The 21,646-nt window shown below is 71.4% G+C and carries 16 protein-coding genes; 4 read left to right on the top strand and 12 right to left on the bottom strand.

What is annotated here, in order from left to right; genetic code table 11:
• Positions 1-321: 321 nt before the first annotated feature.
• Positions 322-1,407: a S1 family peptidase gene (locus tag AB0K36_RS32865; protein ID WP_364601186.1), complete on the bottom strand. Its 1,086-nt coding sequence runs from the start codon at positions 1,405-1,407 to the stop codon at positions 322-324.
• A 286-nt stretch (positions 1,408-1,693) separates the two neighbouring features.
• On the opposite strand from AB0K36_RS32865, the gene AB0K36_RS32860 reads away from it, so the two are divergent.
• Entirely contained in the window at positions 1,694-2,560 is an 867-nt protein-coding gene (locus AB0K36_RS32860; RefSeq protein WP_244258298.1) for an alpha/beta fold hydrolase, read from the top strand.
• A 72-nt stretch (positions 2,561-2,632) separates the two neighbouring features.
• Here AB0K36_RS32860 and fxsT read toward each other — a convergent pair whose 3' ends face one another.
• The 5 genes from fxsT to fxsA form a co-directional block, all read right to left on the bottom strand.
• Positions 2,633-6,574, bottom strand: coding sequence for an FxSxx-COOH system tetratricopeptide repeat protein (fxsT, locus tag AB0K36_RS32855; protein ID WP_364601184.1), 3,942 nt, complete (start codon positions 6,572-6,574; stop codon positions 2,633-2,635).
• Entirely contained in the window at positions 6,558-7,892 is a 1,335-nt protein-coding gene (locus tag AB0K36_RS32850) for a TIR-like protein FxsC (RefSeq protein WP_364601182.1), read from the bottom strand. The genes fxsT and AB0K36_RS32850 overlap by 17 nt, the downstream gene beginning before the upstream one ends.
• Before the next feature lie 115 nt (positions 7,893-8,007).
• Positions 8,008-8,781: an AAC(3) family N-acetyltransferase gene (locus AB0K36_RS32845; RefSeq protein ID WP_364601180.1), complete on the bottom strand. Its 774-nt coding sequence runs from the start codon at positions 8,779-8,781 to the stop codon at positions 8,008-8,010.
• Positions 8,774-10,963, bottom strand: coding sequence for a radical SAM/SPASM protein FxsBH, inactivated beta-hydroxylase extension form (gene fxsBH, locus AB0K36_RS32840; RefSeq protein ID WP_364601178.1), 2,190 nt, complete (start codon positions 10,961-10,963; stop codon positions 8,774-8,776). Before fxsBH ends, AB0K36_RS32845 begins: the two co-directional genes overlap by 8 nt.
• Positions 10,964-11,003: 40 nt before the next feature.
• Positions 11,004-11,168: an FxSxx-COOH cyclophane-containing RiPP peptide gene (gene fxsA, locus AB0K36_RS32835; RefSeq protein WP_189473516.1), complete on the bottom strand. Its 165-nt coding sequence runs from the start codon at positions 11,166-11,168 to the stop codon at positions 11,004-11,006.
• A gap of 249 nt (positions 11,169-11,417) precedes the next feature.
• Between fxsA and AB0K36_RS32830 the strand changes: the two genes are divergently transcribed.
• A complete protein-coding gene (locus tag AB0K36_RS32830; RefSeq protein WP_364601190.1) occupies positions 11,418-12,326 on the top strand; it encodes a DUF4231 domain-containing protein in 909 nt (302 codons plus the stop codon).
• Between the two features lie 19 nt (positions 12,327-12,345).
• On the opposite strand, the gene AB0K36_RS32825 is transcribed toward AB0K36_RS32830, so the two are convergent.
• The 4 genes from AB0K36_RS32825 to AB0K36_RS32810 form a co-directional block, all read right to left on the bottom strand.
• Positions 12,346-12,825 carry a hypothetical protein gene (locus AB0K36_RS32825; RefSeq protein ID WP_189473517.1) on the bottom strand — a complete coding sequence of 160 codons (480 nt, stop codon included), beginning with the start codon at positions 12,823-12,825 and terminating at the stop codon, positions 12,346-12,348.
• Between the two features lie 134 nt (positions 12,826-12,959).
• Complete coding sequence (locus tag AB0K36_RS32820) at positions 12,960-13,862, bottom strand: S1 family peptidase (protein WP_364601176.1); 903 nt, start codon at positions 13,860-13,862, stop codon at positions 12,960-12,962.
• A 174-nt stretch (positions 13,863-14,036) separates the two neighbouring features.
• A complete protein-coding gene (locus AB0K36_RS32815) occupies positions 14,037-14,894 on the bottom strand; it encodes a S1 family peptidase (protein WP_364601174.1) in 858 nt (285 codons plus the stop codon).
• A 197-nt stretch (positions 14,895-15,091) separates the two neighbouring features.
• A complete protein-coding gene (locus AB0K36_RS32810; protein WP_364601188.1) occupies positions 15,092-16,297 on the bottom strand; it encodes a DUF5685 family protein in 1,206 nt (401 codons plus the stop codon).
• A gap of 278 nt (positions 16,298-16,575) precedes the next feature.
• Here AB0K36_RS32810 and AB0K36_RS32805 point away from each other — a divergent pair, with 278 nt between their 5' ends.
• Complete coding sequence (locus AB0K36_RS32805) at positions 16,576-17,007, top strand: cell division protein SepF (protein ID WP_005319308.1); 432 nt, start codon at positions 16,576-16,578, stop codon at positions 17,005-17,007.
• A gap of 61 nt (positions 17,008-17,068) precedes the next feature.
• On the opposite strand, the gene AB0K36_RS32800 is transcribed toward AB0K36_RS32805, so the two are convergent.
• Together AB0K36_RS32800 and AB0K36_RS32795 are read right to left on the bottom strand one after the other, a co-directional pair.
• Positions 17,069-18,259, bottom strand: a complete 1,191-nt coding sequence (locus tag AB0K36_RS32800) for an acyl-CoA dehydrogenase family protein (RefSeq protein WP_364601172.1) — start codon at positions 18,257-18,259, stop codon at positions 17,069-17,071.
• 120 nt (positions 18,260-18,379) lie between these two features.
• Complete coding sequence (locus AB0K36_RS32795; RefSeq protein ID WP_364601170.1) at positions 18,380-20,113, bottom strand: MFS transporter; 1,734 nt, start codon at positions 20,111-20,113, stop codon at positions 18,380-18,382.
• Between the two features lie 436 nt (positions 20,114-20,549).
• Here AB0K36_RS32795 and AB0K36_RS32790 point away from each other — a divergent pair, with 436 nt between their 5' ends.
• The gene (locus AB0K36_RS32790) at positions 20,550-21,542 is read left to right on the top strand and encodes a phosphatase PAP2 family protein (RefSeq protein ID WP_364601169.1); all 993 of its coding nucleotides are present in this window, start codon (positions 20,550-20,552) and stop codon (positions 21,540-21,542) included.
• Positions 21,543-21,646: the final 104 nt, after the last annotated feature.

Genomic DNA, 21,646 nt, shown 5'->3' with positions numbered 1-21,646 from the left:
TGTTCCCCTACCCGCCCCTTCCCGAAACCGGGGGCTCCGCCCCCGGACCCCCGCGCCTCAAACGCCGGCGAGGCTGACAAAGTCAGCCCGCCCGGCGCTTGAGGGCACCGCGCGAAGCGCGGTACGCCGCCGCAGGGCGGCACGGGGCCCGGGGCCTGCCCCGGTTCGGGAAGGGGCGGGGTGGGGAACAAGCCCGCCGCAGGCGCCACCCGCCCGCAGCCGCACCCGCCCCACGCCCCGCAAACACCACGGCCCCGCCCCCGCCACGCCCTTGCGGCAGCGACGAGGCCGGGGCCAGGGCCCGCCGGACAGAGGAAGGCGTCAGCCGATTTCCGCGCCCAGGACCGACAACGCCTCCGTCACCGGCTGGAAGAACGTCTCGCCGCCCGAGCTGCAGTCGCCGCTGCCGCCCGACGTGAGGCCGATCGCCGCGTCGCCCGAGAAGAGGGAGCCGCCGCTGTCGCCCGGCTCCGCGCAGACGTTGGTCTGGATGAGGCCCTCGACGATGTCGCCGTTGCCGTAGTTCACGGTGGCGTCGAGGCCTGTCACCTCACCGTCGTGGACCTGCGTGGTGGAGCCGCTGCGCGTCACCTGCATGCCGACGGTCGCCTCGCCCGCCTGGGTGATGGCCTGGGACCCGCCGTCGTAGAGGTTCACCTCGCTCGGGTGCTCCGTGGCGCCGTTGTACTTCACCAGCGCGAAGTCGTTGCCGGGGAACTGCGAGTCGACCATCGTGCCGACGGCCGGGCCGCCCGCCGAGTCGGACCACTCGCTGCCGGACTGCCCGCAGTGCCCGGCGGTGATGAAGTGCGGCTCGCCGTCCTTGACCACGTTGAAGCCGAGCGAGCAGCGCCCGCCGCCCGAGTGGATGGCGTCGCCGCCCGCGATGAAGGGCCTGAACTCGCCCGCGGTCTTCTTGAGCTCCGCCTTGGCGCCGAGGCCCTTGACGACCTCCTGGAGCTTGGTCCAGTCGGCGCCCTCGACCGTGCGGTCCGCGGTGACGACGACCTTGTTGGTGACCGGGTCGGTCGCCCACGAGGTGCCGGGGATGGTCGCCTTGTCCGTGAGGGTCTGCCGGGCGCTCTTCAGCTCGACGAGGGTGTTCTCGACGACCCTGGCCTTGCCGCCCGCCTCGCGCACCGTCTGCGCCGCGTCCTCGCTGAGCACGTTCACGATGAGCGCCTTGGCCTTGGCGTCGTAGTACGCGCCGGCCTCTTCGGCGCCCAGGTCCGCCCTCAGCGTGGCGGCGAGGTCCCCGGCCGCCGGCGCCGTGAGCGCCTTCACGTCGAACTGCGCGGTCTGGTCACTGGCGTTCGCACTCTGGAAGGTGACGCCCGCGGCAACGATGGCGACGACCGCGCCGCCCGCTACTGCCGCTTTCCTCTTGGGTATGCGTCGGTGCTTCAACTTCGACCTCCTGTGGGGGCCGCGCCCGGAGCAAGTGGGGTGCCCGGACGCGGAGGATGATCCGCCCACTATTCCGAGGCGTCGCAGTCGCACACAAGGTCGACCACGGGACGGGCACACGACAACACGGTTGCGTTCACAGCCTCTTCACAGGATCCGGGAACAGGAACGTGAATGCCCCGGCAGTAGGCCGCCTGATGGGTAATCACCGGCCGGACGGGGAAGCTCATGGTGTCTGCACGGGCATGGACGGCACGGGGCATGTACGGCGAAGGGGGGCGTTCGGGTGCGACGTCGGGTGCGCGCGGCGGACGGGCGGCATCTGATGGTGGAGCGTCTCGGCGATCCGCGCGGCAGACCGGTCTTCCTGCTGCACGGTACGCCGGGCAGCAGGCTCGGCCCCGCGCCACGCGGCATGGTGCTCTATCAGCGCGGCACACAGCTGATCGCCTACGACCGTCCCGGCTACGGCGGTTCGGACCGGCTCGCGGGCCGCAGCGTCGCCGATGTGGCGCAGGACGTACGGGCGATCGCCGACGACTTCGGCCTGGAGCGCTTCGCCGTCGTGGGCCGGTCCGGGGGCGCGCCGCACGCTCTGGCGTGCGCGGCCCTGATGCCGGACCGGGTGACCCGTGCCGCCGCGCTGGTGACCCTCGCGCCGAGGGACGCGGACGGCCTGGACTGGTTCGAGGGCATGGCCGCGTCCAACGTCACCGAGTACACCAGCGCCTCCGACGACCCCGCGGGACTCGTGGAGCGGTTCACGCTGCGTTCCGCCGAGATCAGGCAGGATCCGGTCCGGCTGCTGAACGACCTGCGCAGGGAACTCACCGACTCCGACCGGATGGTGGTCTCCGACGCGGGCGTCAGGTCGATGCTGCTGCGCAACTACCAGGAGGCGCTGCGGACTTCGGCGTACGGATGGATCGACGACGCGCTGGCGTTCTGCAGCCCGTGGGGCTTCGACCCGGCGGACATCAAGAGCCCGGTGATGCTGTGGCACGGGGAGAAGGACGTCTTCTCGCCGGTGGGCCACTCGCGCTGGCTCGCCCAGCGCATCCCGGGCGCGACGGCCGTCCTGGAACCGGCCGCCGCGCACTTCGACGCCCTGCACGCGCTGCCCCGCATCCTCACCTGGCTGCTGGACGACTGACCGCGCCCGCCGGCCGGCGGGCGCTGGCCGGCGCGCCCGCGGGGCACGGCAGCCCGCGCCGTCGCACCGCCGTCACACCGCCAGCGGCTCCAGGTCGCGGTAGACGCGGCGTTCGTCCTTGGCGATGCGGGTGAGCGCGTGCTCGTCGCCCAGCAGCCGCTGCAGCTCCTCGACCGTCTCCACGCGCAGTTGGGCCGCCTCGTCCTTGCGTCCCAGCAGTCCGAGCGTGACGGACATGTTGGAGGCGATGCCGAGCACTTCCGGGTGGTGTGCTCCCAGCACCTCGCGCAGCCGGTCCACGGTCCGCCGCTCGATCGCCAGTGCCTCCTCGCAGAGGCCGAGGTCCGCGAGGGCGTTCGCGAGGTTGATCGTGCTGTAGAGGGCGTGCGGATGGTCCTCCCCCAGCACCTCGCGCATCGCCGCGACCACGTCCCGCAGCAGCCGCTCAGCGGTCTCCGGTGTTCCGCAGCCCCACTCGTAGATCCCGAGGTTGTTGATCGCGGCCAGGGTGTACGGGTGCCGCTCGCCGGGGACCTGCCGGTACTGGTCGACGACCTCCTGGGCCAGGTCCCGTGCGGCGACGGGCTCGCCGGCGGCGAACAGGTCCGCCGCCATGTTCAGGTCGCAGGCCAGCGAGTCGGGGTTGGCGGAGGTGTACTTGGCGCGGTAGCGGTTGCGGGTCGCGGTCGTCAGCCGCCGTGCGTCCTCCAGCCGGCCGGCCCTGCGCAGTGACACCGCGAGGCTCTTGCCCGCGGCCAGCGTGCCGGGGAACGCCCGGCCGAGCTGCGCCTTGTAGACCTCGTAGGTGCGGCTGAGCACGGACACGGAGTCCTCGTACCGCCCGACCTCCCTGAGGTCGCGGGCGAGGTTCATCGCCGAGGAGAGCGTGTACGGGTGCTCCGGGCCGAGCACCTCCGTGCGCCGGTCGAAGACCTCCTGGTCGATCTCGCGGGCCCGCGCGTACTGCCCGACCATGCGCAGGTTCAGCGCCAGGTTGTTGGCGGCGGCGAGCGTGCGCGGATGGGACTCGTGGAAGATCTGGCTGAAGCCTTCGTGCGCCTCGGTCGCCAGCTCCATCGCCCTGCCGTACTCGCCGAGCGTGCCGAGGTCCATCGCCAGACCGCTGGTGGTCATGTACGTGTGCGGATGGGAGGCGCCGAGCACGGCGCGCTGCCGCTCCAGGGTCACCTCGTCCAGGTCCTTCGCCTCCACGTAACGGCCTTGGGAGCGCAGGATGTTGGAGAGGTGGAAGCGCAGGTACAGGTACTGGAGGTCGTCGTTGCCGAGCATGTCCTTCCACGCCTCGCGCAGATCGCTGGCGAGGGTGTAGGCGGCCTTCCAGTCGCCGCGCTTCCACAGGTAGCGCACCCGGTCGATCAGCAGCCTGCGGGTCTCCGGCTCCTTGCAGTACCTGGCCTCCGACGGGCCGAGGTGCGGCCAGATGGTGTTGAAGCGCGGCCAGGTCTCCGGGTTGTCGATCGGCTCGTCGTCGTCGGGCCTGGCGCCCGCGAGGATGCGGTGGACGGCGTGGCGCGCGTCCATCTGCTCCTCCTCGCTCAGCTGCGCCCTGATGACGGCCTGCACCAGCCGGTGCACCTGGATCGAGTTGGAGACCTGGTCGACCTTGGCGAGGGCGAACCGCCCGATCTCCCGGATGACCCGGCCCAGTACCAGCTTCTCCTGGAGGGACGCGTCGTACGGCTTGAGCGCGTCGATCATCTCTTTGCTGTAGAGCAGGTTCGCGGAGATCGGCTCGGGGGCGAAGAAGGCGCACAGCTGAAGCAGCCGGACGGCCGCGGGAGAGCGCTCCTTCAGCCGCTCGATGGACACGTTCCAGGTCGCGGCGACCGGCTCCGGGTATCCGGCGGGCTGGTTGAGCGCCAGCACGCTGGCGGCCTGCTCACGCAGTTGTTCCAGGTAGGAGGCGACCGGTGTGGCCGTCTCCGCTATCCAGGCCGCCGCCTGCTCGACGGCGAGGGGCAGGTCGCCCACGGCCGTGGCGACCTGGTCGGCGTCCTCGGCGCTCAGTCCGCGGGCGCGCCGCTGTATGTGCTCGATGGACTCCTCGCGCAGGAAGACGTCGACGGGCAGCGCGTCGCCGTACTGCGACCAGGTCTGGTTCCTGGAGGTGACCAGGACGTGGCCGGGGCCGCCGGCGGGGAAGAAGCGCTTGAGCTGCTCGGGGTCGTCGGCGTTGTCGAAGACCAGCAGCCACCGTGACGACGGCACTCCGCGCCGCAGCAGGTCGATGGCCTCCTGCGAGGCGGCGGCCATGTCCTCGCCGCCCTGCGCGCCGAGCCGGACGGCGAGTTCGGCGAGTCCGGCGACGACGTCGTCGGGCTGCTCGGACGAGATCCACCAGACCAGGTCGTAGTCGGCCATGAACCGGTGGACGTACTCGAGGGCGACCTGGGTCTTGCCGACGCCGCCGAGGCCGTAGAGCGTCTGGGGCTGCGGCAGGACCGCCGCCACGGCCATGCCGCCGCCGAGCTGGTCGCGCATCCGCTCCAGTACGACGGAGCGGCCGGTGAACCCGGGGTTGCGGGGCGGCGCGTTCCAGATCTTGGGCACCGTTCCGGGGAACCGCGGCCCGGGCGACGACGGCTCGGGAAGCTGCACCGGGCGGTCGAGCGCCCGCAGCAGGGCGCCGGTGGCGTGCACCTCGTCGAGCCGGAACAGGTCGACGGGGTTGCGGTCGATGTAGGGGGTGGTGAGGCGGACGTCGCCGACCCGTATCGGGAGCAGGTGCCGCCGGCCGCCGCTCGGGTCCTCCGCCGCCGCGCGCTGGAAGACCTCCACGGCCCGGGCCGACTTGAGGTAGGCGCTGGACAGCAGCACGACCGTACGCGCGGCGTTCTCCGCGGCGGCCGCGTCGACCTCCACGGGATCGTGTTCCGCGGACACGTCGCGCGGCACGACCCGGAAGCCGGCTCTGCTGAGCACGTACTCGACCCAGTCGGCCCACATGCGGTTCTCGGCGACGTAGCTGAGGAACAGGTCGGCGGGCAGCGCGGGTCGCCGGCGGGTGAAGGCGTCCCTGATGCGCAGCCGGACGTCCTCGTTGACCGGCGGCATCGCGGTGACCTGATGGTCGGTGACGACGGCGGTGAGGCGTTCGAAGGCGGAGAGCAGCGAGCTGGTGAGCCCGGCCTCGTCCCCGAAGGTCGCGAGCGTCTCCTCGTAGGCGTAGTAGGGCCGGTAGGGGATCTCCACCGCGCCCCAGTAGGCGGTGGCCTCCTCGCCGGTCATGCCGGTGGGGAAGCGGTCGAACTTGAGGCGCGCGAGGGCCCGTCCGGCGTCCGCCTTCTCCTTCTCCCCCTCGTCGATGCGCATCGGAACGGGGAAGATCCGGATGCCCCGGCCGCCATACCGCTCGTCGATCTGCCGGGCGACCGCGGCGGCGCCGTCGATGGACTGGTCGCTGAGGGTGAAGCAGTCGACGAGGACGTCGGGCAGGTGGACGGTGCAGATGTCGGCGATGTCGCTGAGGCCGGTGCGGCTGTCGATGAGGACGTAGTCGTAGTTGGCCTTCATGTCGTCGCGCAGCGCGTCGAAGAAGTGGCCGCCGCCGAGCCGGTCGTAGAAGTTGTCCCAGTCGAAGGTGGACACGGTCGCGGAGTACTCGCGGTTCTGCTTGCCCGCGGAGACGAAGTCGAGCGTGCCGCCCTCGGGGAACTCCCAGCCGAGACTCTCGGGGGTGAGGGAGACGGCGTGCGGCTGTATGCGCGCGTAGTCCAGGTGCCAGTCGACACGGCGGGGCTCGGGATTGGTCGCGGCCCAGGCGTACTCGGTGATCAGGTCGATGACGCCGGTGGTGGCGCCCAGCGTGGAGGGGTCGAGGAACGGGTGGAAGAAGCGGTGCAGGCCGGGTGCTTCCAGGTCCCAGTCGACGGCCAGCACCCGCTTACCGTTCGCGGCGAGGATCCAGGCCACGTTGGCCATGGCCATCGTGCGTCCGGTACCTCCCTTGTACGAGTAGAAGGTGACGATGCGCCCGTCACGACTGGCTGTCATCCGTGTCCTCCGCATCAGGGGCGATGTCACGCATGTTCGGGACGTAGTGGGTGGTGCTGTACTCGGCCATCGGACCGCGCAGCCGGGGCCGTTCGCTGTGGCTGCCGCCGCCCGGCGGGGCCGGCGGGAAGGCCTCGGCGTGGCGCAGGTACTCCTGGGCGGCCGCCTCCGCGACCTGGGGCAGCAGGTGCCCGAAGGCCTCCATGCTGTAGACGCCCTTGGCCGCGGCCTGGCAGGCCGCGCGGCCGTGGCTCATCTGGTGCGGCATGGTGCGCTCCAGTTTCTCGATCAGTTCGGCCTCCGCGTCGCGGCTGTCCGGGTCGTCGCGGTTCCAGGGGACGACGACGCTGACCCAGGGGTGCGGATGGGCGTCGAAGGCGGCGAGTTTGCGGCGTCGTTCCTCGTTCTCGAGGGCCCAGCGGTCGATGAGCAGGATCTCGGGGCGGGTCGGCGGCTGGCCTGCCGCGGGCAGCGGCTCGTGGTCGAAGGAGGAGACGGTCGGCTGGTAGTTCAGGGAGCGCACCAGGTCCTGCGCGACATACGCCAACGGGCGGGCGGAGTCCGGGTGGTACGGGTTCCAGTCCTGTGACTGCTTGCCGTAGTAGTCGGCCGACCGGCCGGGCGGCAGATCGTGGCTCGTGGGGGCCGCGACGGTGACGTGCATGGGCCGCGGGCCGACGCTGGGTCTGCCGAACGCGCTGGGCGCCTGGCGGAACTCGACGGGGCTGCCGGGGGCGAGCCGTATGGTGTCGGCGACGCTGACGATCCGTTTCGCCAGCTCGTAGACGGCCGCCTCGTACTCCTCCGCGAATATCCGGAGCTTGATGAGGCCGTAGAGGCCGTCGGTCACGTACCGGTCGCCGAAGGCGCGGTGGTTGAACTGCAACCGCTCCGCGGGGCCCGGGAGTTGTTCGGGCGGCATCGGCACCCATAACGCCGGGACGATCGCCTCCGCGGGGCGGTTGCTCTTCGCATGGTGGTAGATGGCCCGCTGGGCGAAGGCGTACCACTCCTTGCCGCACATCTCGCTGGCGAAGTAGCGGGGGGAGAAGAGCGGGACGAACACCCGGCAGCTGGCCAGCACTTCGCCCAGCCGCTCCGACCAGCCCTCCCCCGAACGTATCTCCCGGTCCATGAAGCCGGCGGGTGCGCCGGCCGGCAGATCGGTCATGGCCATCACATGGCCGCACAGGTCGCGGAACAGCCGCTCGACCCACATGTCGGGGTCAGGGCCTCCAGCTCCGTACCGCGGTGTGTGCGCGTAGCTCAAGAAGAAGTACGGCCGATGGTCCGCCGCCCGCTGCGCTGAATCCGACACACGACCCCCGTCCTGCGTGAACGCCCGGCCCGACACCCGCCTTCGACGAAGGACGCGAGCGAAGTAATCATTCCGGAGCGAGTCACGCTCCATCCCCCTGCCGTTCGGTCAATCATCACCGCTTTTCGGTCATCCAACCCCTCGCGTGGTCGACCGCGTCCCTGATCGCGAACAGCCTTGCGGTTCTTCCGCCGAGTTGTCCGCTTCGTTCCACTCCCCACGAGAACGCGGCACCGATCGCCTCGAAATCGCTGTCGTCCAGCACGACATCGGTGTATTCCGTCCATTCGGATCCGCCGTCCGGCCGCCGCACCACACAACGGTAGGTGCGCAGCGGGGATCCGACGCGGTATTCGGCGAGATGGAACGCGGTGCATTTGGCGAAGCCCACATTGATCATCAATACGTGCGCTCCGGCGCGATGGAGCGCGCCGAGCGGTGAGCGCTCTCCGAGGTGGCAGTCCAGCGGGTGCTCGGCGAGGAGTTCCGCGGCGCGCCGGCCGAGCGCCGCGAACGACGTCTGCGGGTGGGCGCTGCGCACCGCGCCGGGGGCGGTCCGTACGGATTCGGCCAGCCGGCCCATCCCCTGAGCGGGTGTGGTGGCCGGGTCGAAGGCCGGCATGTCCGCCCGGAAGGCCGCCGCCTGCTCGGGTGTCATGCCGCGCACCCGGGCCAGGTACGCGGACGAGGTGTCCGAGTTCTCCGCCGTGAAGGCCGGGACGACCAGCGTCCCCTCGGGGCCGAGCGCCTCGAGCAGCGCGTCCCGCAGCCGGCGGGCCCCGAGCCCGGTGGCGTGCAGGGAGGCGTGGACGAGGAGCGTCATGCCGTCGCGCACCCCCAGGGCGCGCAGGGAGCGTAACGGTTCGCGGTCGCCTGACGGGTCAGTCACGGGCTGCCTCCTTGTGCAGGGCGGCGATGAGGCGCTTGCCGCTGACGGTCGGTTCCGGTGCGTCGCGCAGAGCCTTGAGGGCGAGGACGGCGTGGGCGGCGGCTGCCGGGTCGAGGGACGCGAGCAGGACGCGTTCGTACGCTCCGGCCAGCAACTGCGAGGCCGGCAGCGGCTCGTCCTGCCACGGGGCGGGATGCAGCCAGGCGCCGTCCTCGGCCAGGAGGTCGGCCACTTCCCCGATCGCGCGCAGTTTGGCCCGGGCGAAGCCCCGCAGCAGTGCGGCCGCCAGTTCTGCGGGGGTTCCCTCCAGACCGAGGCCCAGCGCGCCGTAGGCGTGTCGTCCGACCGACGGACCGCCGCTCCGCAGGGGCGTCAGGGTGGTGAGCGAGGACGCGATCTCGGCCGCCTGCCCCGGCGCGGCGGCCCGCAGGAGGGCCCACGCCCGGGAGAGCGCTTCCGTGTCGCCCACGGCACGCACCGGCTCGTCGAAGCAGTCCCGGAACGGGTCGACGTCCTCCAGCACGAGCCCCGGCCAGCCGTCGAGTCCGGGCCGCCGCAGGGGCCGCCAGCCGGGCGCGGCCTCGCCGGGACGTACGCGTAACGCCTCGCGCCCCGGCACGCTCACGAGCACCTCGTCGGGCCCGCCGGTGACCTCGGCCTCGCACGGCCCGCCGTCGGCGGTCAGCCGGAGCTCGCCGAGCGTGGGCAGGACGAGCGTGCCGGTGGGACAGCCCACCCGTACGGGGACGCCGAGCCCGCTCCGTACGGCCGCGGCGGCCACGTAGGACTCCAGGCGCAGGGCGAGTTCGACCGCGTCGGGGCGCTGCTCGCGCAGGGCGTCGAGGCAGGTGTGCAGCCAGGTGCGGGTGTAGGGGTGGGCGTAGATCTCATCGAGGCCGAGCGAGGTCTCCTCGATCGCCGACGCGAGCTCCCAGGCGGCCGACCACCGCTCGCCGCCACGGCCGGCGAGCTCCTCGTTGAGCCGGGCGAGGGTGTAGCGGGTCAGGTCCTGCTGGAGGATGAGCAGCGCCTCCGGATCGCTCACGGCCGGGGACGCGCTGGACTGCACGGTGCGCTCCTCGATGCCGCGGACGAGCGCCTTGAGGTCGTTGCAGTACACGGAGGTGTTGTCGAAGCCGGAGCCGGTGGCGTAGCGGTGTGTGTAGAGACCGCCGCCGCAGGAGCGGACGACCGGACACTGACGGCACGTCCGGCTCACGCCCGCGAGGCCGAGTTGGCGTGCCTGGACGCCCGGGTGGAGGGCCACGTCGTCGAAGCGGTGCCGGAAGACGTCGAACCCGGTGGCGGCCGCGCCCTCGTAGGCGCTCTTCAGCGAGTCGACCTGTTCCAGGGTGCCGTCGGTCTCGACGACGACGAGGTCGGAGGGGGCGAGGCCCAGGGATTCGGTGAGGCTGGGGCCGCCGGCCAGGGTGGAGAACACCGAGTCGAAGAGCCGCACCGGCACGGGCCTGCCTCGGGCGTCCCAGCGGTCGAAGACCTCGAGGATCCATTCGGCGTAGGCGGTGGGTGATCCGTCCGGTCTGGCCGGCGGGTCGTCCCAGGTGGCGTGGGGCAGCAGGAAGTCGATGCGGGGTGGTTCGAGTTCGGCGAGGGCGTCGTACACGGCGACCGGGTCGTTGGCGACGTCGATGGTGCAGAGCAGGCCGAGGTAGAGGTGGCGGTAGCGCTCCTGGCGGAGGAGGTCCACGGCCCGCAGGACGAGGGGGTGGCTGGTGCGGCCGTCGGCGTAGCGGCGGTGGCGGTCGTTGGCGGTGCGGTCCCCGTCGAGGGAGATGCCGACCCGGACGTCGAATTCGTCGAACAGGTCGAGAAAACGGCTGCTCAGCTGAATGCCGTTGGTGTGGATCCTCAAATCGAGTGCGGCGACCGGTTCAAGGGCTGCGGTGAACTCCTCGCAGACACGGCGCAGACGCTCGGGGCCTGCCAGCAGAGGCTCCCCTCCGTGCAGGATCACTGACACGGAGGGCAGGGCATGACTCTTGGCATGCTCGGCCAGTCGCAGAGCTGTCCAGGAAATCGCTTCGTCAGAGATTGCCTTCGGGCGGGTACGCCAGCTCTGATCAGCGTGTTCATAGATGTAGCAATGGTCGCAGGCAAGATCGCACCTGCTGTGGACCTTCACAACGATCTGCTGGAAGGGGACCAGTGTGGGTCCTGTCATTCCACCAGTCTAGGGCCGGTCCGAAGCCCTGCGGAGTCGCTCAGAGCGACGAGTTGAACGTGGTGACGCGCAGGCCGCGTGCTCCGGAGGCGGGAAGGACGCGGGCGAGCTTCTGCGCGGCATCGGCACCGCGGACGTCGATCTGCGCCAGCGGAACGCGATTCTTCTTCGCAGCGGCGAAGGATGCGGAGGAGTGAAGGGTCATTGGGGGGCCGTCCTTGATGTTGTGTCCAGCTCAAAGCTGTGTCTGCGGGGATACCACGCACCGTTGCGATGCCGGCGGCACGACTTTACTCTCATGGCCACTCTCAGCAACTCAGCACGGGGATAAGCAACAAAAGAGTTGCACCACATTCTCGCAGGGCCGCAAGGAACAAGCGATTCCGCCTAATGAGTGAACACAAAACCGCAGACGGGGGTGTGTATGAGCGAGCTTTCCAGCCCATTGCACAGCATGGTCTTCCGCAACGGCGATCTACCGGTTCTCTACCACCGCACGGACGCCATCGCCGTCGCCCGCCAGCGGGAGGCCGTCACGGCCACCCGGTACCAGCTGCTCCTGCTGGTGGCCGGCGCCGCTCTGGCCTCGCTCCCCGCCTCGCTGCGGGTCGGCGGGTCCTTTCAAGTCGCCGCGTTCTTCAGCGCGTTGGCGTACGCCGGGGTACTGGTACTGGGGTACCGCTCCTCCCGGCGTCGAGCAAAGTCGCATTGGCAACTGAACCGCTCCGCGGCCGAGTTCATCAAGTCGATGTGCTGGCGGTACGCGGTGCACGGCGCCCCCTTCGACTCGCACGTCTCCGAGCGCGGCGCCGATGATCTGTTCTCCATCCGTCTGGAGGAAGGATTACGGGAGTTGGCCAAGGTCGGCTGGGAGGACCCGCGCACGGCGGAAGGGGAGACCGCGGCGGGCGACCTGATCACCACCCCCATGCGCCGGCTGCGGGCCAAGCCCTTCAGTGTCCGCAAGGAGACCTACGTCAGGGACCGGCTGATCGAACAGCGCAACTGGTACCACCGGCGTACGGAGATGTCCCGCCGCGCGACCGCGTTATGGTCGGCGTCGATCGCCCTGCTCACCCTCTTCGCGCTGTTCTTCGCCACACTGCGCACCTTCTCCGTGGCGGACTCCTTCCACGCCCAGGGCGTGCTGTCCGCGGCCGCCGCCGCGTGTCTGGCCTGGAGCGAGATCCGCCGCCACCAGCCGCTGATCGCCGCCCACTCGCTCGTGGAGGAGGACCTGGCGGCCATGCACACGGCCATGGAGACGACGGTGACCGACGCCCAGTGGCCTTCCGCGGTCTACGAGACCGAGCGCATCGTCTCCCCGCAGCACACGGACTGGCTGGTCAGACACCGCAGTTGAACGTCCGGGGGGCGTGCTGTCAGTCCCTCTCGAGGCCCTCGCGCCAGATGACGGTCACGGGTTTGCCGAGGTCCCGGGCGTACCGCACGATGTCGCCGGTACCGCCGTGCCCCCGGGCGGGCAGCCCGTCCCAGACCGCGAGGAGCCGGTCGCAGTGGTCGGCGATGTAGGCGCCGGCCGCGTAGTAGGCCTCGTCCGTCGAGTACGGGAAGGCCAGCCTGACCTCCCGGGTGGCCAGGGCCTTGAGCCGGCGGTAGTGGGCCAGTTCCTCCGGGGCCGTGAAGCCCTGTTCGTAGTCGCCGCTCGGGATGACGGCGGTCAGTTCCGCGCCGCAGTCCAGGGCGATGTCCGCGAAGAGCTGGTCGGCGCCCACCGCGAGGCTCGACAGGGCCTCCATCGAGCCCTGATGGCCGCACAGCACGGCCCGCAGCCCGGCGCGGATGTGGGCACGGGCCTCGGCCGGGATGCCTCGGTGGCCCGTCACTCCGATGCGTTTCACTGCGTCGCAACCCCCGTCACTGCGCTTCCCCGCCGTCCTGACATCCTCTCAAACCAGGACCATACGTCGAGCCCTCGTCCGGTCATACGGACGAGGGCTCGACGGTCACACGCCGCGGTGCCGGGGACGACGCGTCAGTAGACGCTGACCCCGTAACGGCTCAGTGCCTCGGTGACCGGCTGGAAGAACGTCGTACCGCCGGTGCTGCAGTTGCCGCTGCCGCCGGAGGTGAGGCCGATCGCCCGGCTGCCGGAGTAGAGCGGGCCGCCGCTGTCGCCCGGTTCCGCGCACACGTTCGTGCGGATCATGCCGTAGACGATGTCGCCGCCGCCGTAGTTGACCGTGGCGTTGAGGCCCGTCACGGTGCCGCTGTGGGTCCCCGTGGTGGAGCCGCGGCGGGTGACGGACATGCCGACGGTGGCGTTGGCCGCGCTGGTGATGTCCGTGCCGCCGACGGTGCCGGGGTGGGACAGCGACGTGTTCGAGTAGCGGACGATGCCGTAGTCGTTGCCCGGGAAGCTCGAACCGGCCGTGGGACCGATGCTCGTCGTGCGCGAGGAGTTGGTGTACCAGGTGCCCGCTCCGTCGGTGCAGTGACCGGCGGTGAGGAAGTAGTAGGTGCTGCCGCTGCGCACGTTGAAGCCGAGCGAGCAGCGCCAGCCGGACGCGTAGACCGCGTCGCCGCCGGAGATCAGCTTGGAGAACGTGCCGGGGGTGCGTTCGATGCGCAGTGCGCCGGCGTTGGTCCCGGCCTCGCGCTTGATCTTCGCTATCTCGGCCCGGGAGACGGTGGAGTCGGCCGTGACGACGAGCGTGCCGGTGGCCTGGTCGACGTGCCAGGCGGTGCCGGGGACGTCCGCCTGGAGCACGGCGTCACCCGCCGCGGTGAGCTGGTGCGCGCTGTAGGTCCGTGTCTCTTCGGCGTTGGCGGTGGGGACGGCCAGAGCGGCGGCTGCTGTCAGGCCGGTGGCCACGGCGAGCAGCCGGGTGCGTCTGGCGGTGGTGGGGGTGCGGGGGATGGAGCGCTTGATCCTCACTTGTCGTTCCTCCAGAGGGGAATCAGGGGCCCGCAGTGGGGGTGCCGGGCCCGTGAGGCGCGGCCTGAAGCCTGCGCTGTGGGGGAGTTTCAAGCCATACGGTCACACGCCGCAAGGGTGCGTTTTCGGCCGTACGGCCTCCCTGCCGCGCGTGGCGGCGGGGGCACGGGGAGGTCAGTAGAGACTGACCCTGTACTTGGCGAGGGCCTCTGTCACGGGCTGGTAGAACGTCGTACCGCCGGTGCTGCAGTTGCCGCTGCCGCCTGAGGTGAGGCCGAGGGCCTTTGTGCCGTCGTAGAGCGCGCCGCCGGAGTCGCCGGGCTCGGCGCAGACATTCGTCTGGATCATGCCTCGGACGGTGCCACCGCCGGAGTAGTGGACGGTGACGCCGAGGGCGGTCACGGTGCCGCTGTGGGTGCCGGTGGTGGAGCCGGAGCGCTTGACGGACTCGCCGACGTAGGCGTCGGCGGCGGTGAAGCCGCCGGTGTGGCTGAGCGAGGTGTTGTCGTAGCGCACGAGGGCGTAGTCGTTGCCCGGGAAGCTGGATCCGACGGTCGGTCCGATGAGGGTGGACTGTGCCGAGTTGGCGTACCAGGTCCGCACCTCGTCGCCGCAGTGGCCGGCGGTGAGGAAGTAGTACGTGCTGCCGCTGCGCACGTTGAAGCCCAGCGAGCAGCGGTAGCCGCTGCCGTAGATGGCGTCACCCGCGCCGAGGAGCGGCTTGAACACTCCGGGCGTGCGCTTGACCGTGATCGCGCCGGCGTCCGCGGCGGCGGCCGAGCGGATCGAGGCGATCTCGGTGTCGGAGACGGTGGAGTCCGCGGTGACGACGACACGGCCGAGTGTGCGGTCGACATACCATGCGGTGCCCTCCACACCGGCCGCGAGGACGGCGGCGTCCGCTCGGGCGAGTTGGGCGGCCGGGGCGGGTCCGGGCGTGGGGGTCGCCTGGGCGGTGGACGGCGCGACGGCGGCGGTGACCGCCAGGGCCGCGCCTGCGGCGAGCAGTGCTCTGGTGCGCTTGATCCTCACTGTGCTCCTCCTGGGAAGAGGGGAAGAGCCCGCGGTGGCGGGCCCGTGAGGCGCCGGCCAGGATGGCGTGTTCCTGACATGCACTGCCAGAGATAGTGGCGTCCGGGGACCGGACGCACAAGACCGCGGGACGGACGGATCACTTCCGCCGGCGTCGCCGCCCGTCACCGGCCCCACCGAGGCCGGGTGACGGGGTGTCAGCAGTCGCAGCCGCAGTCCGGGCAGTCGCAGTCGCGGCAGCAGCCCTCGCGCTTCTTGCGGGACCAGGGCCCCTCGTACTCCTTGGCGCAGCACAGCCGGCAGGTGCAGCACAGGCCGACGAAGACGGCGCAGCCGGCCCAGAAGCCCCGGCGCGGCGGGCGTCCCTGGTGCCCTCCCGCACCGGGCGGCATCCCGCCGGGCCCGCCCGGTGCCCCCGCCCCGCCGCCGTAGGGGCCGCCGCTGTACGGATTCGAGCCGTACGGGCCCGGGGCGCCACCCTGGTACGGATTCTGTGGATTCCCGTGCGAGGGCGGCTGGGCTCCCCCGTAGCCCTGGTGTGCGCACGTGACGGTGCCGAACGCCCGGTCGACGGAGGTGCGCAGCTCGTGCACCAGGAGGACGTACACCAGCTTGTCGTCGACGAAGTGCGCGTCCCGCAGCGCCAGCCGGATCCCGTGGAGCGCGTCGTCGGCGAGCCGGCGCGCCTCCGCGAGCGAGGTGCCCGTGGCCGTGAGCGGGTTCCACGCACCCGACACGGCGTCAGCTTCCCTGTCCTCGACGGCATCCAGCAGATGCGCCAGCCTGCCGAAGAGCCGGCCGGCCTCGGCGAGCGGCGCCGCGTTCTCCGGGCGGCCGGCGAGCACGGCGGTGTGCGCGAAGGCGGCCGCCGTCGCGGTCTCCGTCGGCTCCGTGACCGAGAGGACCGGTGTGCCGGGACCGGCCAGCGTCTCGAGCCCCGCCTGCCGGTCGACGGCCTCCAGCAGCACCGCCGTGTCGAATCCGAGCGCGGAGCCCGAGCGGGCGCCCGCCCTGTCCCAGCCGCCGGCGATCCGGCGGGCCGCGACGGCCACGGGGCGGCGGGCCAACACGCCGTCCCCGTCGGCGACGTGGTCGCGGATCTTCGCGGAGGCGAGGACCAGTGAGACGGCGGCGGCCAGGCGCGCGCCTTCGCCGCGGGCGACGGGGGCGGTGCGCATGGCACGCAGCGGGCAGGGACCGGCCGTGCGGCGTTGCGCCGGCGTGCGCTCGGCCTGAGCCTCCGTCAGGACCGAGACGATCAGGCCGTCGTAGTTGGTCACGACACGGGCGAACTGTCCGTGGTCGGCGCGAAGTGCCAGGCACAGCCCGCACAGATGGGCCATCCACTCGGTCTTCAGCCCGTCCGTGAGCCGGTGCGAGCATGGTCTGACGATTCCGAACACGACGGCCCCCCGCGAGTCGCTGAGATGTGCGGTGGGCATCGTATCGACCCGGCCGTTCACCCGTACGTCCCCAAGGTCACCCGTCCGGCCCGACTTTTATATTTTCATCCCGTCATGCCGCCTGCAGCGGCCGGACCTTGACGAATCGCCACAACTTCTGCACCAGTACCGTCACGAATCCCCTGCGCGGCGACTATCCACTTGGCGCCCGATCCGCATCATGGACGACGATAGGGGATATGCGGAACGACAAGTGACCGCGATGAAAGGAGGCGTCCATGGGATCGGTGCGTAAGGCGAGCGCCTGGCTGGGACTCGTCGAGGACGACGGGCGTTACTACGACGACGAGTACGCCGAGGGTGCTGAGACGGGTGACGCATGGGTCACCGACCCGCGGGTGCGTGTCGCCTCCGAGTCCGCGCAGCAGGAGGGCCGCCGGATCGCCACCGTCTCCCCGGACGGCTTCCGTGACGCCCGCGGGATCGGCGAGCTGTTCCGTTCCGGCGTTCCCGTCATCGTGAACCTGACGTCGATGGAGCCCGGCGACGCCAAGCGGGTCGTGGACTTCGCCGCGGGTCTCGCCTTCGGGCTGCGGGGCTCCATCGAGCGGGTCGCGACGCGGGTCTTCCTGCTGACCCCCGCGGACACCGAGATCGTCAGCGGCGACCCGGCGGGCCGTTCGCAGGACGGTTTCTTCAACCAGAGCTGAGTGGGGGCACCTCCCAGCGGGCCGCTGGGGGAGCTCGCCGGTCCCGCCGGGCCGTGCCGGCCTATCGGAAGGCGTCGAGACCGGTGAGCGCCTTGCCCAGCACGAGCTGGTGCATCTCGACGGTGCCCTCGTAGGTGAGCACCGACTCGAGGTTCGTCGCGTGCCGCATCACGGGGTACTCGAGCGAGATCCCGTTCGCGCCGAGGATGGTCCGGGAGGTGCGGCAGATCTCGATCGCCTCGCGCACGTTGTTGAGCTTTCCGAAGCTGACCTGCTCCGGCCGGAGCTTCCCCGCGTCCATCCGCACACCGAGGTGGTGGGCGAGCAGGATCCCCTTGTGCAGTTCGACGGCCATGTCCGCGAGCTTGGCCTGGGTGAGCTGGAACCCGCCGATCGGCCGGCCGAACTGCTCCCGTGTCCGCGCGTACGACACCGCCGCCTCGAAGCTGGAGCGCGCGGCGCCCATGGAGCCCCACACGATTCCGTAGCGCGCGTGGCTCAGGCAGCTGAGCGGGCCGCGCAGTCCGGTGACGTCCGGAAGGACCGCGTCGGCGGGCAGCCGGACCTCGTCCATCACGAGCTCGCTGGTCACACTGGCGCGCAGGGACCACTTGTGCTTGATCTCCGGCGCGGAGAAGCCGGCGGCGTCGGTGGGTACGACGAAGCCGCGGATGCCGTCGTCGGTCTGCGCCCAGACGACGGCGACACCGGCCACGGAGCCGTTGGTGATCCACATCTTGCGGCCGGTGAGGATCCAGTCGGAGCCGTCACGCTTGGCGTGGGTGCGCATGGCCGCCGGGTCGGAGCCGTGGTCGGGCTCGGTCAGGCCGAAGCAGCCGATGATCTCGCCGGCGGCCATGCCGGGCAGCCAGCGCTGCTTCTGCTCCTCGGAGCCGAAGCGGTGGATCGCGTACATGGCGAGCGAGCCCTGTACGGAGACGAGGGAGCGGATGCCGGAGTCCGCGGCTTCGAGTTCGAGGCAGGCCAGTCCGTACTGGACGGCGGTGGCGCCCGCGCAGCCGTAGCCCTCGAGCGACATGCCGAGCGCCCCGATGGAGCCGAGCTCCTTGGCGAGGTCACGGATGCCCGGGAGTTCGCCCCGCTCGTACCAGTCGGCGATGTGGGGCATGACGCGGTCGGCGGCCCAGGCGCGGACGGTGTCGCGGATCGCGAGGTCCTCGTCGTGGAGGAGGTCGTCGATGCCGAGCGGGTCGCCGGGATCGAAGGGCGGAAGCTTCGACGTTGCGGACATGGCGTGACCTCCGGCGGCTCTGGCACTGGACGCCTCCCCCGGCCGGGGCCGTGGGGGAGGGAAGGGCGGCGCGACCGAAAACTAGCAGTGCTAGTCAGCGGCCTCGCCAGACGTTACGGCTCAGTGTGCCGTGCGTCCAGACCCCGCCGCCTCGGCGGGGGCGGGCCGTCCGGACACCTGCGGCCTGCGGCCTGCGGGCACCCCGGCCCCGGCGCGCGGAACCGCCGCGCCGGCGGTCCGGGCGCCGGCGTCGGACTCCCGGGCCGCGGGGAGGACCGCCGGCTCGGCCTGCCTCGGCTGCGGGCACTTCTCCGACGTCCCGCACTCCATGATCCGCGGCAGCCGCAGCGCGGCGACCGCGCCGAGAAGCAGCAGGCCCGCGCTGACCCCCAGCGTGATGTGCAGGCCTTGCACGAAGGAGTGACGGGCGGTCGATCGCAACAGCTCCCCCGCCGGGCCACCGAGGCGGTCGGCCACCTGGTACGCCTCGCCGAGCGAGTGCGCCGCCGCCGAGCTCGCGGACGCCGGGACGCCGGACAACGAGGCGACCGCAGGAGCGTACGCGGCGTTCATGACGCTGCCGAGCAGAGCGATGCCCATGCCGGCGCCGAGCTGGTACGAGGTCTCGCCTATCGCGGCCGCGCCGCCGGCCTGGTCGGCCGGGGCCTCGCTGAGCATCGACTCGTACGCGCCGAACAGCGTCGTCTGGAGCCCGAAACCGAGCAGGACGAACGCGCCGGTCAGCAGCCACGGGCGGTCGTGCTGGCCCATCACGGTCAGCAGCAGCACCGCTACGGCGGTCAGGGCGAATCCCCAGCCGACCATCCGGCGGGGGCCGAGACGGTTCAGGGTGTGCGAGCCGGTGGCGCCCGCGGCCATGGCGGCGAAGGTCAGCGGCAGCAGCCGCAGCCCGGTCTCCAGCGGGCCGAGCCCGAGGATCAGCTGCAGGTACTGGACGGCGATCAGTTCCAGACCCACGAGCGCCAGCATGGCGAGGATGATGCAGCCGACCGAGGTGGAGAAGGCGGCCCTGGCGAACATCCGCATGTCGACGAGCGGATGCCGGCGGCGCTTCTGCCGCCCCACGAACAGCACCAGCAGTGCGGCGCCGAGGAGCAGCGGAACCATGGCGCCCATGTCCAGCGGACCGGAGCCCACGCCCAGCCGCTTCACCCCGAGGACCACGCCGAGCACCCCGGCCGCGGCCATCAGAGCGCCGAGCACGTCCCACGGGCCGTCCGCGCCGCCCCGGGACTCGGGCAGCAGCCAGCGGCCGACGGGAAGGATCAGGGCCATCAGCGGGATGTTGATCAGGAAGACGGAGCCCCACCAGAAGTTCTGGACCAGGAAGCCGCCGAGCACGGGTCCGGTGGCGGCGCCCACGGCGGCGACCGCCGTCCAGATGCCGATCGCGGTCGCCCGCTCGCGCCGGTCGGGGAAGACCGCCCGCAGGATCGACAGCGTCGCCGGCATGATCATCGCGCCGCCGACGCCGAGCAGTGCGCGGGCGCCTATCAGGATCTGCGGGTCGGGCGCGAAGGCGGCGACAGCGGAGGCGGCGGCGAAGATGCCGTACCCCAGCAGCAGCACCCGGCGTCTGCCGACCCGGTCGCCGAGCGTGCCGAAAAGGATCAGCAGCGCGGCACAGACAAGGGGATAGGCGTCCACGATCCACAGCAGCTCGACGCCGCTCGGCCGCAGGTCCTCGGTGACCGCGGGCACCGCGACGTGCAGCACGGTCGCGTCGAGGGCGACGAGCAGCAGGCTGACGCAGAGGACGAAGAGGACGACCCAGCGATTGGCGCCGCCGCCGACGGAGCGCAGGCGTGCGCCGGCCGTGGGCGTCACGGACATGTACGTACCTCCCGGGTGATCCCTCGCGCTCGGCGGGCCGGCCGGGACGGTGGTACGGGGATGTCCCGACTGGGCGGCCCGGCGTCGACGGGCGAGCGAGTGGTCAGCGTACGCGAGTTCGCGTGCGGTGCGCGTGGTCGATCTCTCACCGGTCCGGGCGGGCCGGTGTGGCGTACGCCACTCGGCACCGCCGCCCGGGGAAATCCCGCACTGCCTGAACGTCCCGGAAATTCCGCACGCTGCCCCGGTGAACCATCGGCGACCTACGGAAGGGAGGCCTCCGGGAGGACCGTCCGATAAATAGGGAACAAGGTCACCTGCTTTTCCTGACGGTCGCGGAAAGAAACTTGACCTGAGACAAACTCCACATCACATAGGCATCACGAAGAGAGTGGATCGACCGGACCACACACTCACTCGCTGTAACGTCGATTGCGTGCGTACCGACATCTTTGCCCGGCTGGACCGGGAGCCGGAACCGCCGAAGATAGAGATCCCGCGGATGAGCCGCACACGTCTCGCCCTCTTCGGCGGGACGTCGGCGTTCTATCTGGCCATCGTCGTCGCCGTGCTGGCGTCGACGTGGCTCGTGGCGCTCGACTGGAAGCTCATGCTCTTCCGGCCCTACGAGCAATGGCCGGAGCAGCACGCGTTTCTCGATTACTTCGTGACGCTCGGACAGCGCGGCCCGACGGCCGTCATGGTCGCGGCGTGGCTGGGCTGGCGCTCCTGGCGCCAGCACACCCTGCGGCCCCTGCTCGCGCTCGGTGCGGCCCTGCTGCTCCTGAACGTCACCGTGGGCGCGGTCAAGATCGGGCTCGGCCGGCTCGGCCCCCACTACGCGACGCAGATCGGCTCCGCCGAGCTCTTCGCCGGCGGCGATATATTTCCTTCCGGACACACCGCCAACGCGGTGGTGACCTGGGGAATCCTGGCCTACCTGGCCACCACTCCGAGGGCTCGGCGCTACCTGTCGGCGCTCTCGGCGGTGGTCTCCCTCGGCGTCGGCCTGACCACCGTGTACCTCAGCACCCACTGGCTGAGCGACGTGCTGCTGGGCTGGGCGGCGGGACTGCTGATCCTGCTCGGGCTGCCCTGGTGCGAGCCGCTGATCGCCCGCGCGGAGGCCTTCATCCTCGGTCTGCGCGAGCAGTGGCGCAGGCGCCGGGCGTCCGCCCCCTCACTGCCCGTCGCGTCGGGAGGACCGCGCCCCGCGGTGTTCGCGCAGCGCGGGACCGAGGCCGCACAGGCGGACGACGCCCCGCGTGAGCCGGTGGCCGGGGTCGGCCCCAAGCCCGGCCGGCCCGCCGCGGGCACCAGGACGGCCACGCACGACCGGTCCCGGGCGCACGCACGCTCGGAGCGGACACCGGTGACCCCGTCGGGGAGCAGGCGTCCACCGCGTTCGCGGCCCATGACGGGCGGCTGACGCGCAGGCCGGACACGGGACGTGCGCGGGGCCCCGGTACTCGTCGAGTACCGTCCGACGGTCCTGTGATGCGCATTCGTACCGAGCGGGGTGGCGCCGTCCAG

The organism is Streptomyces kurssanovii (assembly GCF_040677245.1).
GTDB classification, from domain to species: Bacteria; Actinomycetota; Actinomycetes; order Streptomycetales; family Streptomycetaceae; genus Streptomyces; species Streptomyces kurssanovii.
Note: the sequence above shows the minus strand (reverse complement) of the source record. Positions and strands in the feature narration are given on the sequence as shown.